This is a genomic window from Geothrix sp. PMB-07 (genome assembly GCF_030758935.1).
GTDB lineage: Bacteria > Acidobacteriota > Holophagae > Holophagales > Holophagaceae > Geothrix.
Genome location: NZ_CP132333.1, coordinates 22,330 through 41,510 on the forward strand (window position 1 = coordinate 22,330; position 19,181 = coordinate 41,510).

At 66.9% G+C, this 19,181-nt stretch carries 19 protein-coding genes; 8 read left to right on the top strand and 11 right to left on the bottom strand.

Annotated elements, in window-relative coordinates; genetic code table 11:
* Positions 1 to 3 precede the first annotated feature (3 nt).
* From asd to Q9293_RS00155, 7 genes are all read left to right on the top strand, one after another.
* On the top strand, positions 4 to 1,062 hold the full coding sequence (gene asd, locus Q9293_RS00125; RefSeq protein ID WP_306249135.1) for an aspartate-semialdehyde dehydrogenase: 1,059 nt from the start codon (positions 4 to 6) through the stop codon (positions 1,060 to 1,062).
* A complete protein-coding gene (gene lysC / locus Q9293_RS00130; RefSeq protein ID WP_306249136.1) occupies positions 1,059 to 2,399 on the top strand; it encodes a lysine-sensitive aspartokinase 3 in 1,341 nt (446 codons plus the stop codon). The genes asd and lysC overlap by 4 nt, the downstream gene beginning before the upstream one ends.
* On the top strand, positions 2,396 to 3,217 hold the full coding sequence (locus Q9293_RS00135) for a 4-hydroxy-tetrahydrodipicolinate reductase (protein ID WP_306249137.1): 822 nt from the start codon (positions 2,396 to 2,398) through the stop codon (positions 3,215 to 3,217). The genes lysC and Q9293_RS00135 overlap by 4 nt, the downstream gene beginning before the upstream one ends.
* Entirely contained in the window at positions 3,214 to 4,116 is a 903-nt protein-coding gene (dapA, locus tag Q9293_RS00140; protein WP_306249138.1) for a 4-hydroxy-tetrahydrodipicolinate synthase, read from the top strand. The genes Q9293_RS00135 and dapA overlap by 4 nt, the downstream gene beginning before the upstream one ends.
* A complete protein-coding gene (locus Q9293_RS00145) occupies positions 4,116 to 4,937 on the top strand; it encodes a 2,3,4,5-tetrahydropyridine-2,6-dicarboxylate N-succinyltransferase (protein ID WP_306249139.1) in 822 nt (273 codons plus the stop codon). The genes dapA and Q9293_RS00145 overlap by 1 nt, the downstream gene beginning before the upstream one ends.
* A gap of 117 nt (positions 4,938 to 5,054) precedes the next feature.
* The gene (locus tag Q9293_RS00150) at positions 5,055 to 6,170 is read left to right on the top strand and encodes a pyridoxal phosphate-dependent aminotransferase (protein ID WP_306249140.1); all 1,116 of its coding nucleotides are present in this window, start codon (positions 5,055 to 5,057) and stop codon (positions 6,168 to 6,170) included.
* On the top strand, positions 6,170 to 7,324 hold the full coding sequence (locus Q9293_RS00155; RefSeq protein WP_306249141.1) for an alanine racemase: 1,155 nt from the start codon (positions 6,170 to 6,172) through the stop codon (positions 7,322 to 7,324). The genes Q9293_RS00150 and Q9293_RS00155 overlap by 1 nt, the downstream gene beginning before the upstream one ends.
* Positions 7,325 to 7,330: 6 nt before the next feature.
* Here the strand turns inward: Q9293_RS00155 and Q9293_RS00160 are convergent, their stop codons facing one another.
* From Q9293_RS00160 to Q9293_RS00175, 4 genes are read right to left on the bottom strand one after another with little or no spacing between them, the layout of a single operon-like run.
* The gene (locus tag Q9293_RS00160) at positions 7,331 to 9,199 is read right to left on the bottom strand and encodes a hypothetical protein (protein ID WP_306249142.1); all 1,869 of its coding nucleotides are present in this window, start codon (positions 9,197 to 9,199) and stop codon (positions 7,331 to 7,333) included.
* 7 nt (positions 9,200 to 9,206) lie between these two features.
* Entirely contained in the window at positions 9,207 to 9,821 is a 615-nt protein-coding gene (locus Q9293_RS00165) for an FHA domain-containing protein (RefSeq protein WP_306249143.1), read from the bottom strand.
* Between the two features lie 32 nt (positions 9,822 to 9,853).
* The gene (locus Q9293_RS00170) at positions 9,854 to 10,531 is read right to left on the bottom strand and encodes an outer membrane lipoprotein carrier protein LolA (RefSeq protein ID WP_306249144.1); all 678 of its coding nucleotides are present in this window, start codon (positions 10,529 to 10,531) and stop codon (positions 9,854 to 9,856) included.
* 8 nt (positions 10,532 to 10,539) lie between these two features.
* Complete coding sequence (locus Q9293_RS00175; protein WP_306249145.1) at positions 10,540 to 11,319, bottom strand: MBL fold metallo-hydrolase; 780 nt, start codon at positions 11,317 to 11,319, stop codon at positions 10,540 to 10,542.
* A 77-nt stretch (positions 11,320 to 11,396) separates the two neighbouring features.
* Between Q9293_RS00175 and Q9293_RS00180 the strand changes: the two genes are divergently transcribed.
* Positions 11,397 to 11,849 (top strand): GNAT family N-acetyltransferase, encoded by a 453-nt coding sequence (locus tag Q9293_RS00180; RefSeq protein WP_306249146.1) that lies wholly within the window; start codon positions 11,397 to 11,399, stop codon positions 11,847 to 11,849.
* Here the strand turns inward: Q9293_RS00180 and Q9293_RS00185 are convergent.
* From Q9293_RS00185 to Q9293_RS00215, 7 genes are all read right to left on the bottom strand, one after another.
* The gene (locus Q9293_RS00185; protein WP_306249147.1) at positions 11,815 to 12,711 is read right to left on the bottom strand and encodes a CPBP family intramembrane glutamic endopeptidase; all 897 of its coding nucleotides are present in this window, start codon (positions 12,709 to 12,711) and stop codon (positions 11,815 to 11,817) included. The two genes, Q9293_RS00180 and Q9293_RS00185, sit on opposite strands and share 35 nt — an antisense overlap.
* Positions 12,712 to 12,761: 50 nt before the next feature.
* Positions 12,762 to 13,388 (bottom strand): lipopolysaccharide assembly protein LapB, encoded by a 627-nt coding sequence (locus Q9293_RS00190; protein ID WP_306249148.1) that lies wholly within the window; start codon positions 13,386 to 13,388, stop codon positions 12,762 to 12,764.
* A gap of 8 nt (positions 13,389 to 13,396) precedes the next feature.
* Positions 13,397 to 13,999 carry a tetratricopeptide repeat protein gene (locus tag Q9293_RS00195; RefSeq protein ID WP_306249149.1) on the bottom strand — a complete coding sequence of 201 codons (603 nt, stop codon included), beginning with the start codon at positions 13,997 to 13,999 and terminating at the stop codon, positions 13,397 to 13,399.
* A 54-nt stretch (positions 14,000 to 14,053) separates the two neighbouring features.
* The gene (locus Q9293_RS00200; protein WP_306249150.1) at positions 14,054 to 14,767 is read right to left on the bottom strand and encodes a lipopolysaccharide assembly protein LapB; all 714 of its coding nucleotides are present in this window, start codon (positions 14,765 to 14,767) and stop codon (positions 14,054 to 14,056) included.
* Between the two features lie 17 nt (positions 14,768 to 14,784).
* A complete protein-coding gene (locus Q9293_RS00205; RefSeq protein ID WP_306249151.1) occupies positions 14,785 to 16,323 on the bottom strand; it encodes an acyl-CoA carboxylase subunit beta in 1,539 nt (512 codons plus the stop codon).
* A gap of 178 nt (positions 16,324 to 16,501) precedes the next feature.
* Positions 16,502 to 17,212, bottom strand: coding sequence for a DUF4410 domain-containing protein (locus Q9293_RS00210; protein WP_306249152.1), 711 nt, complete (start codon positions 17,210 to 17,212; stop codon positions 16,502 to 16,504).
* 45 nt (positions 17,213 to 17,257) lie between these two features.
* A complete protein-coding gene (locus Q9293_RS00215) occupies positions 17,258 to 19,117 on the bottom strand; it encodes an aspartate ammonia-lyase (RefSeq protein WP_306249153.1) in 1,860 nt (619 codons plus the stop codon).
* Positions 19,118 to 19,181: the final 64 nt, after the last annotated feature.

A 19,181-nucleotide genomic window follows, 5' to 3' on the forward strand; every position in this document is an offset into this window, starting at 1 on the left:
ACCATGACCACCCCCAAGATTCCCGTCACTGTTCTGGGCGCCACTGGCGTCGTGGGCCAGCGCTTCGTGCGGCGCCTGGCGAACCATCCCCTCTTCCGCATCGAGCATCTCGCGGCCAGCGAACGCAGCGCGGGCAAGCGCTACCGCGACGCCTGCGCCTGGCGCTTGGATGGCGAGCCCTATGGCGGCCTGGGCGATCAGGTGATGGCTGAGGGCACGCCAGAGTTTGCCTTGTCGCCGGTGGTGTTCAGCGCCTTGGATACCGCGCCGGCCCAGGAGTTGGAACCGGCCTTTGCCAAGGCGGGTGCGATGGTCTTCTCCAATGCCGCGGCCTTCCGCATGGCGCCGGACGTGCCCCTGCTGGTACCGGAAGTGAATGCCGCTCATCTGGGATTGCTGGACATCCAGCGTCACCACCACGGCTGGAAGGGGGGCATCGTCACCAACGCCAACTGCACCGCTACCGTGCTGGTCATGGCGCTGGCGCCGCTGCATGAAGCCTTCGGCGTGGAAGCCGTGATGATGTCATCGATGCAGGCCATCAGCGGCGCGGGCTATCCCGGTGTGGCCAGCCTCGACATCCTCGGCAACGTCATCCCCTTCATCCGCAACGAAGAGCCGAAGGTGGAAGAGGAAACGCCCAAGATGCTGGGCCGTTTCAATGGCACCACCGTGGACCTGGCGCCCATGGCTGTGAGTGCCCTCTGCCATCGCGTTCCGGTCATCGAGGGACACACCGAGGCCGTGAGTGTGCGGCTGAAGGGCAACCCCTCTCTGGAGGCGGTGCGCGAGGCCTTCCAGAACTGGAAACCCGAGCCCCAGCGCCTGGGCCTGTTTTCGGCGCCCGCTGTGCCCATCCACGTGCACACCCTGGAGGACCGTCCCCAGGTGCGCCGCGATGTGGAGAAGGATGAGGGCATGAGCATCCATGTGGGCCGCATCCGCGCTTGTCCGATTCTCGGCCTGAAGTTCGCGCTGCTGGGCCACAACACAGAGCGTGGCGCCGCCGGCGGCAGCATCCTCAATGCCGAATTGGCCCACGCGAAGGGATACCTCCGATGATCGTCCTCAAGTTCGGCGGCAGCAGCGTCGCGGATGCCGCCTGCATGCGGCAGGTGGCCAAGCTCGCGGAAGCGGCTCTGCCCAAGGCGCCGCTGGTGGTGCTGTCGGCCATGGGCAAGACCACCAACGGGCTCTTCGATGCGGCCAAGGCGGCCGAAGCGGGCGATCTGGCCGAGGCCATGTCCCGGCAGCGGGCCCTGATGGCGGCGCACCGGAAAGCCGCGGAGGAGCTGTTTGACGGCGTCGTGCCGGAGTCCTTGGACGTGGCGCTGACGGATCTCTTCGGCGAGTTGGAACTCCTGCTTCGCGGTGTGGCCATGCTGCGGGAGTTGAGTGCGCGCAGCATGGATGCCATCGCCTCCCTTGGTGAACGGCTGTCCACGCGGATCTTCGCGGCCTTCGTGGGCGGAGCCTGGGTGGATGCCCGCACGGTGCTGCGCACCAACGAAGTGTTTGGCGAGGCGGTGCCCCAGCAGGCGGCGATCCGCCCGCTGGCTGAGATGCACCTGAAGTCTCAGGTGGGCCCGGGTCGTGTAGTGGTCACCCAGGGCTACATCGGCGCCACGGAAGATGGCCTCACCACCACGTTGGGACGGGGCGGCAGCGACTACTCTGCCGCCCTTTTCGGCGCCGCTCTGGATGCGGAGGAGGTGCAGATCTGGACCGACGTCGAGGGCGTGCTCACCTGCGATCCGCGCATCGTGCCCGACGCGCTGCCCATCCCCGACCTGAGTTTTGCTGAAGCCGCCGAGCTGGCCGCGTTCGGCGCCAAAGTACTGCACCCCGCCACCATCCAGCCCGCGGTGGAGGCGCGCATCCCCGTCACCGTGCGTCACACGCAGAAACCCGAGGGACGCTTCACCACCATCTCCGCGGAAGTGCGCAGCGGGGGCCCCATCACGGCGCTGGCCAGCCGCGGTCCCGTGACGGTGCTGACCGTAAGCAGCACGCGGATGCTCGCGCAGAGCGGTTTCCTGGCCCGGCTCTTCGAGGTGTTCGGCCGCCGCGGCGTGAGCGTCGACCTGGTGGCTACGGCAGAAGTCAGCGTGTCCCTCACCGTGGAAGCGGACGTGCCCTTGAAGCCGCTTCTCCAGGATTTGTCGGCCTTCGCCACTGTGGAAATCCACGAAGGCCGGGCCATCATCGCGGCCGTGGGTGAGCGCCTGAAATCCACGCCGGGCCTGGGCGCGAAGCTGTTGACGGCCCTGGGTGACATCAACGTCGAAATGATCAGCATGGGTGCCAACGAAATCAACCTGAGCCTGGTGGTGCAGGAGGAACGCACGGCGGAGGCCCTGCGGCGCCTGCATCAGGTGCTGGTGGGAACGCCGTCATGAGCGGCCTGCGCATCGGCCTTTTCGGACGGGGCCGCCTGGGCTCGGCCATCCTCGCCGAGGCGGGCGGCGGCTTGACGTGGGTGGTCGATCAGGGTGAAACGCCCTCCGCAGCGGTGGATGTGGCCATCGACGCGAGCGTAGCCGGGGCTGTGGCCTCCCACCTGGACTGGGCCCTGGAGACCGGCACGGACTTGGTCATCGGCGCCACGGGCTGGTCCATTCCAGATCTCGAAGCCCGCGTGGCAGGCCGCATCGGCCTGCTGACGGCCACCAATTTTTCGCTGACCGTCGCCCTCATGGCCCGCCTGGCCACGGTGATGGGGCGCTTTGCGGCGCTGGATCCGTCCCGTGATCCCTACCTGGTGGAGCATCATCACCGTCTCAAGGCCGACGCCCCTTCGGGCACGGCGAAGACCTTGGCGGCGGCCGTGATGGCGGGCTGCCCCCGCAAGACGGAATGGACCCTGGACACGCCAGAACCGCACCAGCTCAGTGTGGGGGTGGTGCGGGCCGGGGCCGAATTCGGCACCCACAGCGTGGGCCTCGATGCCCCCGCTGAGGTTTTGGAGCTCACGCACACGGCCCGTTCCCGCGCACCCTTCGCCCAGGGCGCCCTGGCTGCAGCGCAGTGGCTGCATGGGCGGAAGGGCCTCTTCACCATGGATGACGTGGCGGCGGACCTGCTCGATCCCTTGTTCGACAACCTCAACGCGGGGAGACCACCTGCTCGCGGTGCGCGCTCTACGTCCCCCCTCGTGCTCCCCCACGCGGCATCCGGGCAAAACCCGGAGGTCGCGTCTCCTGGAGGCAAGCCATGACCCTGGAACTCTCCGGTCTCGCCGTGGCCCTGGCCACGCCCTTCTCGGCTTCGGGCGAGGTGGACCTCGCCGCCTTCCGAAAACTGGTGCGGCATGTGGTGGGCGGTGGCGTGGACACCCTGGTGCCCCTGGGCACGACGGGGGAGGCTTCCACCCTGGATGACGCGGAGCGCGATGCGGTGATCGCTGCCTGCCTGGAGGAGAGCGGCGGCCGCCCGGTGGTGGTGGGCACGGGTTCCAACGCCACGCGCCATGCCGCGGCCATGACGAAGCGGGCCCAGGCTCTGGGGGCCGCGGGTGCTCTGGTGGTGACGCCCTACTACAACAAGCCCAATGCCGATGGCTTGGTGGCCCACTATGAGGCCATCGCGGAGGCCGCGCCGGGTCTGCCTCTGGTGGCCTACAACGTGCCGAGCCGCACCGGTCTGAATGTGACACCTGCCGTGTTGATGCGGCTCTGGGAGAACCCCCAGGTGGTGGCTGTGAAGGAAAGCAGCGGCAGCCTGGCGCAGATTGCCGAAGTGGGCCGCACCCTGCCCAAGGGCAAGACGCTGCTCTCGGGCGATGACAACCTGGCCCTGGCGGCGATGGCCGTGGGCGCCACGGGTCTGGTGTCCGTGCTGGGCAATGTGCTGCCCCGCGAAACGGCCGCGCTGGTCGCTGCGGCCCGCCATGGCCACGGCGCGGAAGCCCTGCGCATGCACCAGCGCCTGCTGCCCCTGATGGACGCGTTGTTTGTGGAGGTCAATCCTGTGCCCCTGAAGGTGGCCTTGAAGCTGCTGGGGCTGGGCTCGGACGCCGTGCGCCTGCCCCTGGCCTGTGCTTCCGCCGCCACCCACACCCTTGTGGCCGAGGCGCTGTGCCTCTCGGCCGATGGCACCTTTCCAGGAGTGAAGTGATGGTCGTCGACGTGGATTCCATCCGTTCGTTTTTCAGCCAGGGGCAGGACTGCCTGCTGACGGATCCCCAGGCTCCGGCCATGCACCAGCTGCTGGTGGCGGCCCTGGAGAAGGGGATGATCCGCGCGGCTGAACGCCAGGAGGATGGCACCTGGCACACCAATGCCTGGGTGAAGCAGGCCATCCTTTGTGGCTTCCGCCGCACCAGCCTCGTCGAGATGCCAGGTGCGGGCTTTCCCATGTTCGACAAGACCGCCTATCCTCCCCGGCACTTCGGCCTCGAGGATGCAGTGCGCCTGGTGCCAGGCGGCACGGCGGTGCGTCGGGGCGCCCATATCGCCCGGGGCGTGGTGCTCATGCCCCCGGCCTACGTGAACGTGGGCGCCTTCGTAGACGAGGGCACCATGGTGGACAGTCACGCGCTGGTGGGCAGCTGTGCGCAGATCGGCAAGCGTGTGCATCTTTCCGCCGCAGCCCAGATCGGTGGCGTGCTCGAGCCTGCCGGTGCCCAGCCTGTCATCGTGGAGGATGAGGCCTTCATAGGAGGTCTGGTGGGGCTCTTCGAGGGCATCGTGGTGCGCAAGCGCGCGGTACTGGCCTCGGGTGTGATCATCACCGGCAGCACCGTGATCTACGATCTGGTGAATGGCTGCGAGCTGCGCCAGGAGGTGCCCGAAGGCGCCGTGGTGGTGCCGGGTTCCCGTCCTGCCTCGGGCGACTACGCCAAGGCCCACGGCCTCCAGCTGGCAGCGCCCTGCATCGTGAAGTACCGCGACGACAAGACCGACGCCGCCACGGCGCTGGAACAAGCGCTTCGGTAACGGGGCGGCGGACACAATGCAAACCACCAAGGCTCCAAGACACCAAGAACTGAAAGGCCATTGGACTTTCTTGGTGCCTTGGCGTCTTAGTGGTGATCTGTTGCTCTTGAGGTACGAATGAATCCCGCCAGCCGCCTATCTCTGCTGAAACCTTCCCCCATCCGCGCCATCACCGATGGCACGCCGCCGGGGGCCATTCCTCTGGGCCTGGGTGAACCCACTTGGGACTTGCCGGAAGTGGGCCGCAAGGCCCTGCTGCGGGCCTCTGGCCCCTGTCCCTACGTGCCCCACGCGGGGCTCACGGAACTGCGTCGGGCCGTCGGCGCCTTCCATGGGGCCCACCTGGATGAAGTGCTCATCACCACCGGCTCGCAGGGCGCGCTGTTCGCGCTTTTCCAGGCCTGGGTGAACCCGGGCACCAAGGTGCTCGTGCCTGATCCGGGCTTCGTGGCCTATCCGGCCCTGGCCTTCATGGCCGGGGCCGAGCCGGTCCCCTACCGGTTGTCGGCGGAGCGTTTCCGCCTGGATGCGGATGAGCTGATCCGGGTACTGGAGGCGACGCCAGAAACATCAGCCGTGGTGCTCAACCTGCCCTCCAATCCCACAGGCGGCGGTGGCGATCTGGATGCCCTGCGCCGCGTGGCCGAGGCCTGCACCGCACGGGGTGTGCTTCTCATCTCGGATGAGGTGTACCGGGACCTGCACTTCGGGGTGCGGGCGCCGAGCCTGCGGGATGTCACGGATCGCGGCGTGGTCACCAGTTCCGTGAGCAAGGGCTGGGGGGCGCCGGGCCTGCGCGTGGGCTGGGCCGTGGGGGATCCCGCCTGGCTGGCGCCCGCGCGGGTGGTGCATGGCTATGCGGTGACCGGCACGGCCACACCCGCCCAATGGGCCGCGCTGGCGCTGCTGGAACACTCTGACGCGGTGCTGGCCGAAGCCCGGGCCGCCGTGCAGCTGCGTTGGGAAGCTCTGGCTTCGGCCTTGCGCGAGGAACTGGGCCAGGTGGTCACACCGCCTGATGGCACCTTCTACCACTTCATGGCCCTCCCCCCTGCGGCCCACGCCGATCCCCTGGCCTTCGCGCTGAAACTGCGCGATGAGGCCAAGGTGGTGCTCATCCCGGGCCTGGCTTTTGGCGAGGGCGGTCGCGGCCACGCGCGCCTCAGCTTCGCGGCCACGCCGGAGCAGCTGCGCGAAGGTGTGCGGCGACTGGCGCCCTACTGGAAGGCGTGATGACCAGCCTCTTTGCCTTCGATGATGCTGCCTGCCTGGCCCTCACCGAAACCCATGGCACACCCTGCTTTACCTACTCGGGTGCGGCGGCGGAGGCGCAGTTTCGTGCGTTACGCACGGCACTGCCGGATCGCGTCCGGGTGGCCTACGCGGTGAAGGCCAATGCCCATGGCCGCCTCTTGGCCCGTTTCGCATCGCTGGGTGCCAGCTTCGACTGCGCTTCCATCGGCGAGCTGGAGCGGGTGGAGGCACTGAGCCTGCCGCCCGGGCGCACCTTTTTCGCGGGGCCGGGCAAGCGCGAAGCAGAACTGCGCAAGGCCCTGGCCATGGGCGTTCGCATCCAGGCAGAGGGCTTCGAGGATCTCGCCCGCATCGATGCCCTGGTGGATCGCGAAACCGCCGTGAACCTGCGGGTGCACCCGGCTTTCGACATCGATGAGGGCAACCGCATCATCGGTGGCAGCGGTCCTTCTGCGTTTGGCGTGGATGAAGAGGCGGTGCCGGACTTGCTGGCACGGGCCGCCAACCTGCGTCATGTCCGCATCCGCGGCCTGCATGTCTTTGCAGCCAGCAATCAGCGGGATGCGTCCAAACTGCTGGCCATCCACGGTGCGGTGTTGGCGCTGGCCCAGCGATTGAGCGATGCGCACGGCCTGGTGTTCGAGCAGATCGATCTGGGCGGTGGACTGGGCATCCCCTATGAACCCGATCAAAGCCCTCTCGACGTGCAGGCTCTTGGAATCGGATTGTCGGCCCTGCTGGCCGCCCACCCCTGGTTCACAGGCGAGCTCATTCTGGAGCCGGGTCGCTTCCTGGCTGGGCCCTGCGGGGTGTACCTGGCCAAGGTGGTGCGGATCAAGGAAAGCCGGGGCACCCGCTTCGCCATTCTGGAAGGCGGCATCAACCACCTGCTGCGCCCGCTGCTCACGGGCGAACCCTTTCCGGTGAGGGCCGTGGGCAAAGGCAGGGGCGACCATCCGTATACCTTGGCGGGGCCCCTTTGTACCAGCCTGGATCGCCTCGGCGAGGTGCTGCTGCCAGAGCTGAGCGCCGGGGATCTGCTGGCCTTCGGCACCACGGGGGCTTACGGCCTCAGCGAAGGCATGACCCACTTCCTAAGCCACCCCGTGCCACCCGAAGTCTGGGTGGACTGAGTGGGGCTACCCGAGCAGGGAAATCCAGGCGGGGCGCTGCTCTTTGGGCATGGCTTTGATGCGCTCCAGCAGCTTGAGGCGGAGCGACCAGCCCTTGTCGTTGGGGAAGAGGGCCCGCCCTCGCAGCAGGTCGTCCTGGGCTTCATCCCACTTGCCCTGGTTTGCGTGCACCGAACATAGCGCCAGGTGCAATCGCCCCCCCCGGGCCCTCAAATCGGTGTCTTCCGGGTGGGCCCGCAGCAGGGCATCCAGAACCTTGTAGGCGGCTTCCAGATCGCCGTTCTGCAGGTGCTTCTGAAACTCCGGCAGACTGGCGCCGGTGACGCCGCCGGCCAGGCCCTCGCGGGCCTTTTCCAGGAGCTGCGCCCCGGAGGTGTCTCCGGAATTTCGGCTGACGAAGGTCTCCGCGCGGAGGTAGGCGCGCAGGGGGTCGACGACCAGGGCGGCTTCGGCCTCTTGCCGGATGGAGGCGGGGGATTCGGCGAGATCGGGGGCCTGGGCCTGCTGGGCCACGGGGGCCACAGCGGCGGCTCGGGCGGCACGCACCTCTTCCTTCAGGGCCTGGTCCTTCCGGTAGTTGTGGACGAGGCTCAGGGTCAGGATCAGCACCACGGCGCTGCCACCGGCGATGGCCAGAATCTTGGTGTCTTTGAGCCAGGGCATCTGTTCGGTGAGGCCGCTCAGGCGATCCGGGAGGGACAGGCCCTTGCGGGGGGGCGGAGTGGCCTGGAGCAGGGCCGCGGGAGGCTCCACACCCTGGGGCTCGTAGAGGTGCAGGGTCTCCTCGTCGGCCATGGCAATGCGGCCCTGCGCGTCGAAGCTCATCACGGGGGCCGGGGCCTGGCGGGGCTCCGGGGCCGCGGCACTGGGCCGGGCGGGTTTGCGGCAGCGTTCCAGGCCCTGGAGGGCGCGGGCGTTGCCGGGATCCAAACCCAGGGCCTGCTGGAAGGTGAAGGCCGCCTCCTCGTGGCGTTGAAGGGTGAGCAGGTGCTCCGCCTGTCGCAGCTTGAGATCCAGGGCCTCGGAAGCGGGGGCAGGGGTGGGCGCCTGTGGGATGACGGTGGGGCTGGAGGCGCTGAGGCTGGCTTCCTTGCGGGCTTCGCGGAGGTAGCCTTCGATCTCCTGGCGGTGGGGTTCCAGCACGAGGACGCGCTCCCACTTGGTGATGGCTTCTTCGGTCAGTCCCATGTCGTAGAGCTGGACCGCTTCCCGCAGCAATTTGTCGATGTCCTCTTCACCTTCGGGGAGGGCTCCGGTCGCGGGGACTGGCACGGCGGCGGCCTGAAGGGGGGGCAGGCCCAGTTCCCGCCGCGCGCCGTTGGCATAGCCGCGGGCCAAGGCATGAGCGGGATCCAACGTCAGGGCGCCCTCCCATTTCTTGAGGGCATCCTCCAGCTGACCCATGTCGTAGAGGGTGCAGCCTTCGGCCACGAGGCGTTCGGGATCCAGCCCGCCGGTCACGACGCGGCCCTGGTCCAGCTGGAGAGGCGCCTCCGGGGCCGTGAGACGGGCCTCAAAAACGTTGGATGGTTCTGGTTCGGGAGGCGCCACCTCGATGGGCGCCGAGTCGGGTTCCGGCGGAGGAGCCACAGCGGCTGGGGCTGGGACCGGTGCGATGGGCTGCGGTGATGGGACCGGGCTCGGTGGCCATGGGGGCGCGGTTGGAGCGGGAGCGGGGGCCGCAGCGGCGGCTTCTTCTGCGGCGCGGAGCGCGAGCAGACGCTGCTTCAAGGCCAACAGGCGTTCGCGGGCTTCGGTGTGGTTGGGCTGCTGCTTGAGTACGGCCTGCCAGATCTGGCCGGCCTTGACGAGATCCCCCTGGGCGAAGAGGTCATCCGCCTGGCGGAGGTAGGGCGCGTAGGGATCAGACGTCATGAGGATCTCAGTGGAGTTGGAATTCTTCCGTGTTGCGGATGAGCAGCATGAAGGTGCTGTTCCCGCACGTGAACTCCTGCTGGCTGGAGAGTTGCACCGGCGCAGTGATGCGTTCGCCATTGACCAGCGTGCCGTTGGTGGATTCCTGATCGCTGATCCACACCGTGCCATCCCGGTGGATTTCCAGCAGGGCATGGCGGCGCGAGGTTTCCGGATCCCGCGTCACCACATCCCCTTCCTCGCGGCCGATGATGGTGCGGGGGCCTTCCAGCACCTGCACCGTGGAGGCCTGGGGCCCGCTCAGGAAAGCCAGGGTGAATTTCAATCCCGGGGGCATGCCCGGCACTTGCAGACCGGCCGCGACCAGCATGGCCTCGCGGTCGCGCTTGGCGGTGGTGCGGGCGGAGGGTACAGGTGCGGGTGGCGTGGGGCCATCTTGGGGCAGGAAGGGCGCCATGACGACCTCTTCGGGTTCAGGGGGCATGACGGGCGACAAACCCGGGTTCAGCACCTCGAACACATGGCTGCATTTGGGGCACTTGAATCGCTTGGCGCGGGCGGCGCCGAAGCGGTTGTCATCGTATTGGAAGCGGGCCTGGCAGGCCGGGCACACCACGATCATCGGGCCCCTCGAGAAGCAGTTGCAGTGTATCCCTACTTCTTGCGCGTGGCGAAGAAGCTGAATTCGCTGCGGAGGGGGATGCCTTCCGGCAGCTTGAACCCGGTCACGCTGGAAGGCAGGGGTTGGTTGATTTTCAGCGCGCCCAGCTCCAGGAACCAGGAGTCGCCGGAGCGCTCGATCCACTGGACCTGACGGGGCAGCCAGGTCTCCTTGTCCACCCAGAGGTTCAGCACCTGAAGGCGCTTTTTCAGGGACAGGGTGCGGGGTGATAGGGCCAGATACCAGGCATTGGAAACATCTTTGGCATCGCTGAGGGTGATCTGGAAGTAGTCGGACAGGTAGCTTAGTTTCTGGCCCAGGCCCAGGAATTTCCGGTCGGAGTTCTTGATGAAGCCGATCTTCATGAGCTCGCCTTCGCGGGCCTCTGGGCTGTAGGAAATGAGGGCCTTGGGCGTGAGGTGGAGGATCAGATCCTCCGGGGGCTGGAAGGCGAAGTGGGCGAAATCGGAGCCCTGGAGATACATGGTGCCCTTGGTGACCGAAGGTGTCTTGAGCAGGGCCCGGTGGAGCGTGAGGGTGAAGGGGCACTGCAGGGTTTGGGCCTGGGCCTGGGCATTGTCGAAGCGCTCGACCACTTCCCTCAGGGGTGGCGGCGCCTGGGCGGCCAGGGGCAGCGACAGCATGAGCAGGGCGAGGAATGGTCGGATCATGGGGGCTCTTAGGCTGGTGCGGTGATGAGGGCCAGGGGTTCCCGCTGGTGGGCCAGGTGCAGGGCGGTGGCGGTGCCGCGAAGGACCTCCTCCGCGGCGAAGCGGGCCAGGTCGGGATGGTTGTTGGATTCGCTGAGGTGGGCCAGTACCACTTGGCGCAGGCGCGGGGAACAGACCTTGGCCAGCAGCTCGGCCATGGAGGCGTTGCTGAGGTGGCCCACGCGGCTCAGGATGCGGGCTTTGAGGTGCGGGGGGTAGTCCCCTTCGCGCAGCATGTCCACATCGTGGTTGGCCTCCAGCACCAGCAGATCGAGTTCCTGGAGATGGTCTGCCACCAGGGCGGTGGGGTGGCCCAGATCCGTCACCACGGCGCAGGCGCAGTCAACGGTTTCCACCCGATAGGCCACAGGGTCTGCCGCATCGTGGGGCAGGGCGAAGGGGAGCACGCGCCAGCCGTGCCAGTCCGCGGCCTTGCCTGCTTCCAGTTCGATCCAGCGATGACTCGGAATCTGGACACCCTGGGCCTTCTCGGCGGCTTTCCGGGTCTCCGAGGTGGCAAGGATCGCCCAGTCGGTGCGGCGCAGGATGACCGCCAGGGCGCCGATATGATCGGAATGTTCATGGGTCAGAGCCAGCGCCTGAACCGCGTCGGCATTGCGTCCCAGCCCTTCCAGCCGCTGTCGGATCTGGCGCAGGGAAATGCCTGCATCGATGAGGAGCGTACGCTCGCCATCGGACAGGGCATGGCAGTTCCCCTTGGAACCCGAGGCAAGCGCTGCATAGTGCATGGTTCAGGATAACGCCTAGACTGTCGGTCATGAGCCCGACACTGCGCCCCTCAACCCCAGCGGATCTGGAAACCCACGTGGCCCACCGCGTAGCCATGTTCCGGGATATGGACATGGGTGCCGAGGAAGGTTTGAAACGCATGGCGGAAGCCTTCCGGCATCAGTTGCGAGGCTGGCTGGTGACCGGTCAGTGCCGGGGCCTGGTGCTGGAAGACGCCGGTCGCGTGGTGGCCAGTGTGCTCTTGCTGCTGAAGGAGTCTGTGCCGACGCCGGTGACGCCGCTGTCCGTGAGGGGTTATCTGTTCAACGTCTACACAGAGCCCTCGCACCGGCGCCAGGGCTTGGCGGCGCGGCTCACGGACGCGGCGCTGGATCTGGCCCGGGAGCTGGGTATCGAGATCATGGAATTGCACGCCAGCCTGGAGGCGGAAGGCCTTTACCAGCGCATGGGCTTCGTGCCCACCAGCGAGATGCGGCTGGTGATGGGCTCCGGCATCAAGACGCCGAAGCAGTGGAAGCATCGGCGCTGACGGGTTCCTCGGCTGTCGAGCCCTTCCATCGCCACAGGCCCAGGATGGCCAGGCCGCAAACCAGAGTGCAGATGGCGCTGGCCTCCAGGCCGAAGGCGCCGCCCGTAAGCCATTCGGGCTTGCCGTGGAAGACCGGCGTCCAGATGCCCTTGATGTCCGTGGTGCCGCTGACGCCGAAGCCGAGCAGGCTGCCCTGGGCCCAGTTCCAGCCCAGGTGTACTCCAATGGGCAGGGCCAGGCTGCGGGTGCGCAGGTAGCAGAAGCCCAGCAGGATGGCCGCGAGGCCGATGTTCACCGTGGCCCAGATCTTGGTGGCACCGTGCATGCCCGGGTTGCCCCAGTGCATGAGGGCGAAGAGGGCCGCGAAGACCAGCTGGCCCACCCAGGGGCCCGCGCCCTCCACCAGGCGCTGAAAGGGGTAGCCCCGGGACATGAGTTCCTCGTTGAAGCCCACGCCCAAGAACATCAGCGCGGCCATGAGCACCTGCCTGGGACCCACGGCCACGGCGCGTTCCCAGTGGAAGCCGTCCAGGCCCTTCACCAGCAGCGCCGTGAGCAGGATCAGCAGGATACCCGTGGCGGTGCCCGCGGCCAGTTCACCCAGCCACCGCGAACCCAGGTGAAAACCCAGATCGCGGAAGGAGCGCCGTTCCAGCTTCACGCAGACGAGGCTTGCCAGCGCCCCGATGCCCGCGCTGACCCACACACCCAGGCCGGCCCAGCGCGGAACGTGAAGGAGTCCGGCGATCAGACTGGCGAGGATGCCGATGGCCATGGTGAGCGTGATGAACCCGACCACCTTCCAGCCACTGCGGACGCGGCCCTGCTCGTCGAGGAAACAGGCGGTGAGCCAATGGGGCATGGGTGCTCCTGGAAGTCCGGGCTACGGCGGGGCGCGCCCGAGGTTGAGCGCTACATCACGCTTTGGGTTTCCGCGAAGGCGCGGGAGATTTCCAAGAAGAGTTTTTCCTCGTTGGGTTTCAGGGTCGCGGCCCGGGCGAACCAGACGGCGGCTTTTTTGCGCTGTCCGGCCACCAGCAGGGCCCGGCCAAAGGCCAGGAAACGCTCCCAGCCATCCTTGTCCAGCGCGGCGACGGCACCCATGTAGCGTTCGGATTCGTTGACCAGGCCCACTTCCGCCAAGTCCACCGCGGCTTGAGTAAGGGCTTCTTTGTTCTTGGGATCCCGGGCAGCGATCTTCTCGTAGCCTTCGAGCGCCTCGCTCTTGTAGCCGTGCTTCAACCAGGCCTGGGCGATGAGGCGCAGCACCTGCCCGTCCTTGGCTTCGCGGGATTCCGCCTCCTTGAAGGCCTCCGTGGCCCGGGGCCGGTCCATGGCGGCGAGGTAGGCCCGCCCGCATTCGGCGAGGTACCTGGCGTCCTTCGGCTTGATGGAACAGGCCTTGTCGGCGCAGCCCTCGAGAATGGTCCGGCGATCGCCGGCGAAGAAGGCCTCGTTGAACACCACGGCGGCAGGTTTCGGTGCCTGGGCACAGAGGACAAGGGCGGTGAAAGCGAAGGGGAGATGGGTGGCGCGCATGGCGACTCCTAGCTCGGCTCGGCGCCGTGATCGGCGTAGGCGAGGGCGATGGCGTTCCACATGCGCTCCTCCTGGGGCTTGGCCTGGCTGGCGCGGGCGAACCACCTGGCGGCACTGTCGCGGTGGCCTTTGCGCAGGCAGCTCCGGCCATAGGCCACACAGTTCTGCCAATCCGAGGGATCGAGGATCCAGGCCCGTTCCATGAGGCCGTCGGCTTCCTTGGTCAGGCCCGCATCCTGCAGGTTGACGGCGGCGCGGGTGAAGGCGTTCTTGTCCTTGGGATCGGCGGCCTGCATGTCGGCGATGGCCTTCAGCCCCTCGCTGCGAAGGTTGGCCCGCAGGTAGGCCACGGCGATGAGGCGGTGGACGTCGGCATCCTTGGGTTTGTCGATGCGGGCCAGCTGGAAGCAGTCCTCCGCTTTGGCCTTCTCTCCCGCCGCCAGGAAGGCCCGGCCATACTCCGCGAGCATCTTCGCGTCCTTGGGCCGCAGCAACCGCGCCCGGTCCGCGCAGCTGCCCGCCAGTTTGCGGGCATCGCCCTTGAAGGCGGCTTCGTCCAGTGCCTGAGAACACAAAGGCAGGGCCAGCAGGCACAGGGCGAGGCGGCGCATGGGAACTCCGGGGTGTGCGCCATGATAGGACACATCCGCCGCGGGTGGGCTCCCTCAGGGATGGGCGCCCCAGGAGGGGTTCTGCATTTCCGCGAATAGAAGCATGATTTCGCTCCAGGCGCGGGCCTCCTTGGGGCGGGCTTTCACCGTGCGCTCCAGGTAGAGGCAGGCGAGATCCTGCTGGCCCAGGCGCAAGGCTGCCCGTGCGAAATCGAGGTGATCGTGCCAGTCCTTGGGATCCAGGGTATGGGCCCGCTCCATCCACTTGGCCGCGAGGTCCCAATGGCGGTTCCGCAGGGCCGCATGGGCGAAATCCAACCCATTGTGATAGTCGGTGACATCCAGCGCCCAGGCGCGATCCATGAGGGTGATCGCCTCTTCCGTGAAGCCCGCATCCAGCAGATTGACGGCGGCGTGCTTGAACACGTTCCGGGCCTTGGGATCGGCGGTCTGCATGGTCTTCAGGGCGGCGAAGCCCTCCTCGCGCAGGCCTGCGGAAAGCCATGCCACGGCGATGAGCCGATGGGTTTCCCCGTCCTTGGGGTCGGATTGGATCGCGGCCTTGAAGCTGGCCTCGGCCTTCTCCCGCTGTCCGGCCAGGAGGTAGCCCCGGCCCAACTCCGCCAGGCTGCGGGAATCATTCAGGTTCATGGCCCGGGCCCGGTCCGCGCACTGGGCCATGATGGCTTTGGGATCACCCTTGAAGTAGGCGGCAGTACCATCCTGCCCAAACAGGGGCAGGGCGAGGCAGAGGAGAATCGGTCGCATGGGGCCCCCTGGGAATCCTACAAAGGGATGTTCCCATGCTTCTTGGGCGGCATGGTGTCGCGCTTGGTTTCGAGGAACGCCAGGGCCTTGATGAGCTTCAGGCGCGTCTCTCGGGGCAGGATGACTTCGTCCACGAAGCCATGCTCGGCGGCGATGTAGGGGTTGGCGAACTTCTCGTTGTACTCGGCGATGAGCTCGGCCTTTTTCGCGGCGGGATCCGGGGCGATGGCGATGGACTTTCCGTGCAGCACGTTCATGGCCCCCTCGGCGCCCATGACGGCGATCTCGGCGGTGGGATAGGCGAAGTTGAAGTCCGTGCGGATGTGCTTGCTGGCCATCACGCAGTAGGCGCCGCCGTAGGCCTTGCGGGTGATGACCGTGATCTTGGGCACCGTGGCCTCGCAGAAGGCGAAGAGCAGCTTGGCGCCGTGGCGGATGATGCCGCCGTGCTCCTGGGTGACGCCCGGCAGGAAGCCCGGCACATCCTCGAAGGTGATGAGCGGGATATTGAAGGCGTCGCAGAAGCGCACGAAGCGGGCGCCCTTCTCGCTGGAGGCGATGTCCAGCACCCCTGCGTAGTAGGCGGGCTGGTTGGCCACGATGCCCACGCTGCGCCCGTCGATGCGGGCGAAGCCGACGACAAGGTTGGGCGCGAAGGCCTCGTGTACCTCGAAGAAGTGCCCATCGTCCATGACGCCCTTGATGATGTCGCGGATGTCGTAGGGCTTGCTCGAATCGTCGGGAATGATGGTGTCGAGCTCGGGGTTCTCCAGGGGCATGTCGCGCTGGGGCGCGCGCCGGGGCGCCTCCCCCAGGTTGTTGCTGGGCAGGTAGGAGAGCAGCTCCCGCGCGTGGGCCAGGGCGGCGAGGTCGCTGGGACAGACGAAGTGGGCCACGCCGCTCTTGGCGCTGTGGGTGGCGGCGCCGCCCAGCTCCTCTTTGGTGACCTCCTCGTGGGTGACCGCCTTGATGACATCCGGACCGGTCACGAACATATAGCTGGTGCCCTTCACCATGGTGATGAAGTCGGTGATGGCGGGGCTGTAGACGGCTCCTCCAGCACACGGCCCCATGATGAGGCTGAGCTGGGGGATGACGCCGCTGGCCAGGGTGTTGCGCAGGAAGATGTCGGCGTAGCCGCCGAGGCTCACCACGCCTTCTTGGATGCGGGCGCCACCGCTGTCGTTGAGGCCCACGACGGGGCAGCCCACCTTCATGGCGAGGTCCATCACCTTGCAGATCTTCTTGGCGTAGGCCTCGGAGAGCGAGCCGCCGAACACGGTGAAATCCTGGGCGAAGACCGCCACCGGGCGGCCATCCACGCGGCCGAAGCCCGTGATGACGCCGTCGCCCGGGATCTTCTCCACGCCCCAGTTGCGGTGCACCATCAGCGCGTCCATCTCCTCGAAGGAGCCCTCATCCAGAAAAGCCGCCACCCGTTCCCGGGCCGTCAGCTTGCCGCCCTCGTGCTGCTTCTGGATTCGGACTTCCCCACCCCCGGCCAGGGCCTGGGCGTGTTTGGCCTTCAGCAGCTGGATTTTCTTGTCGAGGGACATGGGTACTCCGGGGCACAAAAAACGGTCGGCGGATCTGGGGATCTGCCGACAGTCTAACGCACCCCATTACGAAGCCCGATGCGGGGTGTATAGCCACGGATGAACACTGATCAACACGGATGGGATACGGCGCATTTCATCCGTGTTCATGCGTGTCCATTTGTGGCAGAAATCGTTTTTACTTCACGGCCCGGGTGGCCACAAAGGTGGCGAACTTGTCAGCCCACTTCACGAGTTTGTCCTGGATGTTGCTCATGGCAGTGCCGCTGATGGACCGGTGGTGGACCGCCAGCAACAGCTCGCCGGTCTTGGTGTCGACGACCTTGAGGTCCCAGGTGGCGGTCTCGCTGCCGGCGCCCAGCCCGTTGAGCCACTTGGCCGCCTTGCTTCCGGCATTGGCATCCACAAAGCGGCCCACCAAGATTAGATCACCGTCTGTCCGGCTCACCTTGACTCGGCCATTGAACGCTCCGGTCAAGGCGCCACGGAGCATGCCCGGAAAGCTGTCCGTGAGTTCGGTGGCCTTGGCGTTGTCCTTGCCATCCCTGCCTTTCCGCAGCATGGCGGGGTCTTCCCAGGGCTTCATGAACAGCACGCGACCGGTAAGATCCAGGCCGGGTTTGACCCACGCGTAGTCCACATCATCACCCTTGGTGAAGGTGATGCCTTCTCCGAACCAGGATGGATCCAACAGGCCGTCATCAAGGAGGGCGGCTTTCGGCGCGAGCGCTTTGGGCGCTGGATTGGGGGCTGGTTCCGCTGCAACGGCAGGCGTCACAGGCGCCACGGGTGTGGACACCGCTGGGGCCGGGGCCGTTTCTGGCTTGACCGGCTCCTGCGCGGCGAGGCAAAGGGCAGAGCCCAGGATGAGGGTCAGAACGCGTGACATGAGGGCTCCAGCAAGGGGGGAGCCCTCAGGTTAACCGGAACGGATCTACCGGATGGCCCGGGGCTGGGTCATGGCCACGAGGCTGAGGGCCTCGTCCAGGTCTTCAGGAGTCAGGTAGCCCTTGCGGAGGATGAGTTCGCGCACGGGCACGCCGGTGTCCAGGGCTTCCTTCGCCACTTCCGTGGCCTTCTTGTAGCCGATGGCAGGCATGACGGCGGTGACGATGCCGATGCTGCGCTCCACCAGGTCGAGGCAGCGCTCGCGGTTGGCGGTGATGCCCACGATGCACTTGGTGGTGAGCACGTTCACGGCGGCCGTCAGCGTCTTCAGGCTGGTGGCCAAGCTGTAGGCGAGGATGGGCTCCATGACGTTGAGCTGCAGCTGGCCGGCTTCGGCGGCCAAAGTGATGGTGAGGTCGTTGCCGATGACCGAGAAGGCCACCTGGTTCACCACCTCGGGGATCACGGGATTCACCTTGCCGGGCATGATGCTGCTGCCGGGCTGCATGGCGGGCAGGTTGATCTCGCCGAAGCCGCAGCGGGGGCCGCTGCTGAGCAGGCGGAGATCGTTGCAGAGCTTGCTGAGCTTCACGGCGGCACGCTTAACCACGCCGGAGAACATCACAAAGGCGCCGGTATCCGGCGTGGCTTCCACCAGGTTCTCGGCGAGGACGATGTCCAGCCCGGTCACCTTGCGCAGCTCCTCCACCACCGTTTCGGGGTAGCGCGGATCGGCGCAGATGCCCGTGCCGATGGCCGTGCCGCCCATGTTCACTTCCAGGAAGAGGCGGGCGGTTTCCTGCAGGCGGAGGATATCCTCGCCGGTGGTGACAGCGTAGGCCTCGAACTCTTGGCCCAGGGTCATGGGTACGGCGTCCTGCAACTGGGTGCGACCCATCTTGATGACATCGGAGAATTCCCGGCCCTTGGCGTGCAGGGCGCCCTTCAGTCGATCCATGGCCTCCAGCAGGCTCTTCAGCATGAAGATGGTGCTGAGGCGCAGGGCGGTGGGATAGACGTCGTTGGTGCTCTGGCCCAGGTTCACGTGGTCATTGGGGTGGCAGAAGGCGTACTCGCCGCGGTTGTGGCCCAACAACTCCAGGGCGCGGTTGGCGATCACCTCGTTGGCGTTCATGTTGGTGGAAGTGCCTGCGCCGCCCTGCACCATGTCGGTGGGGAAGTGGCCGTGCCAGTGGCCGTCGATGATCTCCTGGCAGGCGCGGTCGATGGCGTCGGCCACCGGTGGTTCCAACAGACCGAGGCGGGCATTGGCCCGGGCGGCGCCCTGTTTGACCATGGCCAGGGCGCGGATCATGGCGGGGAAGTGGGCGGTGGGGGTGCCGGTGATGGGGAAGTTGTGGACGGCGCGGAGGGTTTGCACGCCGAACAGAGCATCCTCAGGCACTTCCAGGGTGCCGAGCAGGTCGGATTCCTTGCGGGTGCGGCCGCTGGCATAGGCCTGCTCGCGGCCCGTGCGGGGCGTGGCCGAGTAGAGCAGGCGCTGGTGCATGACGTTGGCGACCTTGCTCAGCACGGCGATGGCGGCGGCGCCATCGGTGCTGAGGCTTTGCAGGACGGCCTCGCGGTCAAGGTCGATGAGCACAGCCGCGGTGAGGGCCTTGCCGGAGGCCGTGTGGGTGCTGACGGCCAGGAAGGACTGTTCGCCCGCCACATCTCCGGGGCCCAGGATCACCACGGGTTCGGGGCCATCACCGTTGTCGCGGCTGATTTCCACCCGGCCCTCAACGATGACGGTGGTGCCCAGACGGGGCTCGCCCTGGTTGAACAGAACCGTGCCCGCGGGCACTTCCCTCTGTTTCGCGGTGCGCGCAATGAGGCTCAGATCCGTGTCGGACAGCCCGGAAAAGATTTCACAGCGGCGAAGAACGGTCGTGATCGCATCCATGGGACACCTCAAAGCCAAGAATTCAGCAAGGGGCCATGCTAACGGGGATCAATTTACGATTCGG

Coding starts and splice junctions, on each gene's coding strand:
- Q9293_RS00215 (WP_306249153.1), bottom strand. CDS start 19,117: ATGGATGCGATCACGACCGTTCTTCGCCGCTGTGAAATCTTTTCCGGG.
- Q9293_RS00205 (WP_306249151.1), bottom strand. CDS start 16,323: ATGTCCCTCGACAAGAAAATCCAGCTGCTGAAGGCCAAACACGCCCAG.
- Q9293_RS00200 (WP_306249150.1), bottom strand. CDS start 14,767: ATGCGACCGATTCTCCTCTGCCTCGCCCTGCCCCTGTTTGGGCAGGAT.
- Q9293_RS00195 (WP_306249149.1), bottom strand. CDS start 13,999: ATGCGCCGCCTCGCCCTGTGCCTGCTGGCCCTGCCTTTGTGTTCTCAG.
- Q9293_RS00145 (WP_306249139.1), top strand. CDS start 4,116: ATGGTCGTCGACGTGGATTCCATCCGTTCGTTTTTCAGCCAGGGGCAG.
- Q9293_RS00210 (WP_306249152.1), bottom strand. CDS start 17,212: ATGTCACGCGTTCTGACCCTCATCCTGGGCTCTGCCCTTTGCCTCGCC.
- Q9293_RS00160 (WP_306249142.1), bottom strand. CDS start 9,199: ATGACGTCTGATCCCTACGCGCCCTACCTCCGCCAGGCGGATGACCTC.
- Q9293_RS00155 (WP_306249141.1), top strand. CDS start 6,170: ATGACCAGCCTCTTTGCCTTCGATGATGCTGCCTGCCTGGCCCTCACC.
- Q9293_RS00185 (WP_306249147.1), bottom strand. CDS start 12,711: ATGCCCCATTGGCTCACCGCCTGTTTCCTCGACGAGCAGGGCCGCGTC.
- Q9293_RS00175 (WP_306249145.1), bottom strand. CDS start 11,319: ATGCACTATGCAGCGCTTGCCTCGGGTTCCAAGGGGAACTGCCATGCC.
- lysC (WP_306249136.1), top strand. CDS start 1,059: ATGATCGTCCTCAAGTTCGGCGGCAGCAGCGTCGCGGATGCCGCCTGC.
- dapA (WP_306249138.1), top strand. CDS start 3,214: ATGACCCTGGAACTCTCCGGTCTCGCCGTGGCCCTGGCCACGCCCTTC.
- Q9293_RS00165 (WP_306249143.1), bottom strand. CDS start 9,821: ATGATCGTGGTGTGCCCGGCCTGCCAGGCCCGCTTCCAATACGATGAC.
- Q9293_RS00150 (WP_306249140.1), top strand. CDS start 5,055: ATGAATCCCGCCAGCCGCCTATCTCTGCTGAAACCTTCCCCCATCCGC.
- Q9293_RS00135 (WP_306249137.1), top strand. CDS start 2,396: ATGAGCGGCCTGCGCATCGGCCTTTTCGGACGGGGCCGCCTGGGCTCG.
- asd (WP_306249135.1), top strand. CDS start 4: ATGACCACCCCCAAGATTCCCGTCACTGTTCTGGGCGCCACTGGCGTC.
- Q9293_RS00170 (WP_306249144.1), bottom strand. CDS start 10,531: ATGATCCGACCATTCCTCGCCCTGCTCATGCTGTCGCTGCCCCTGGCC.
- Q9293_RS00190 (WP_306249148.1), bottom strand. CDS start 13,388: ATGCGCGCCACCCATCTCCCCTTCGCTTTCACCGCCCTTGTCCTCTGT.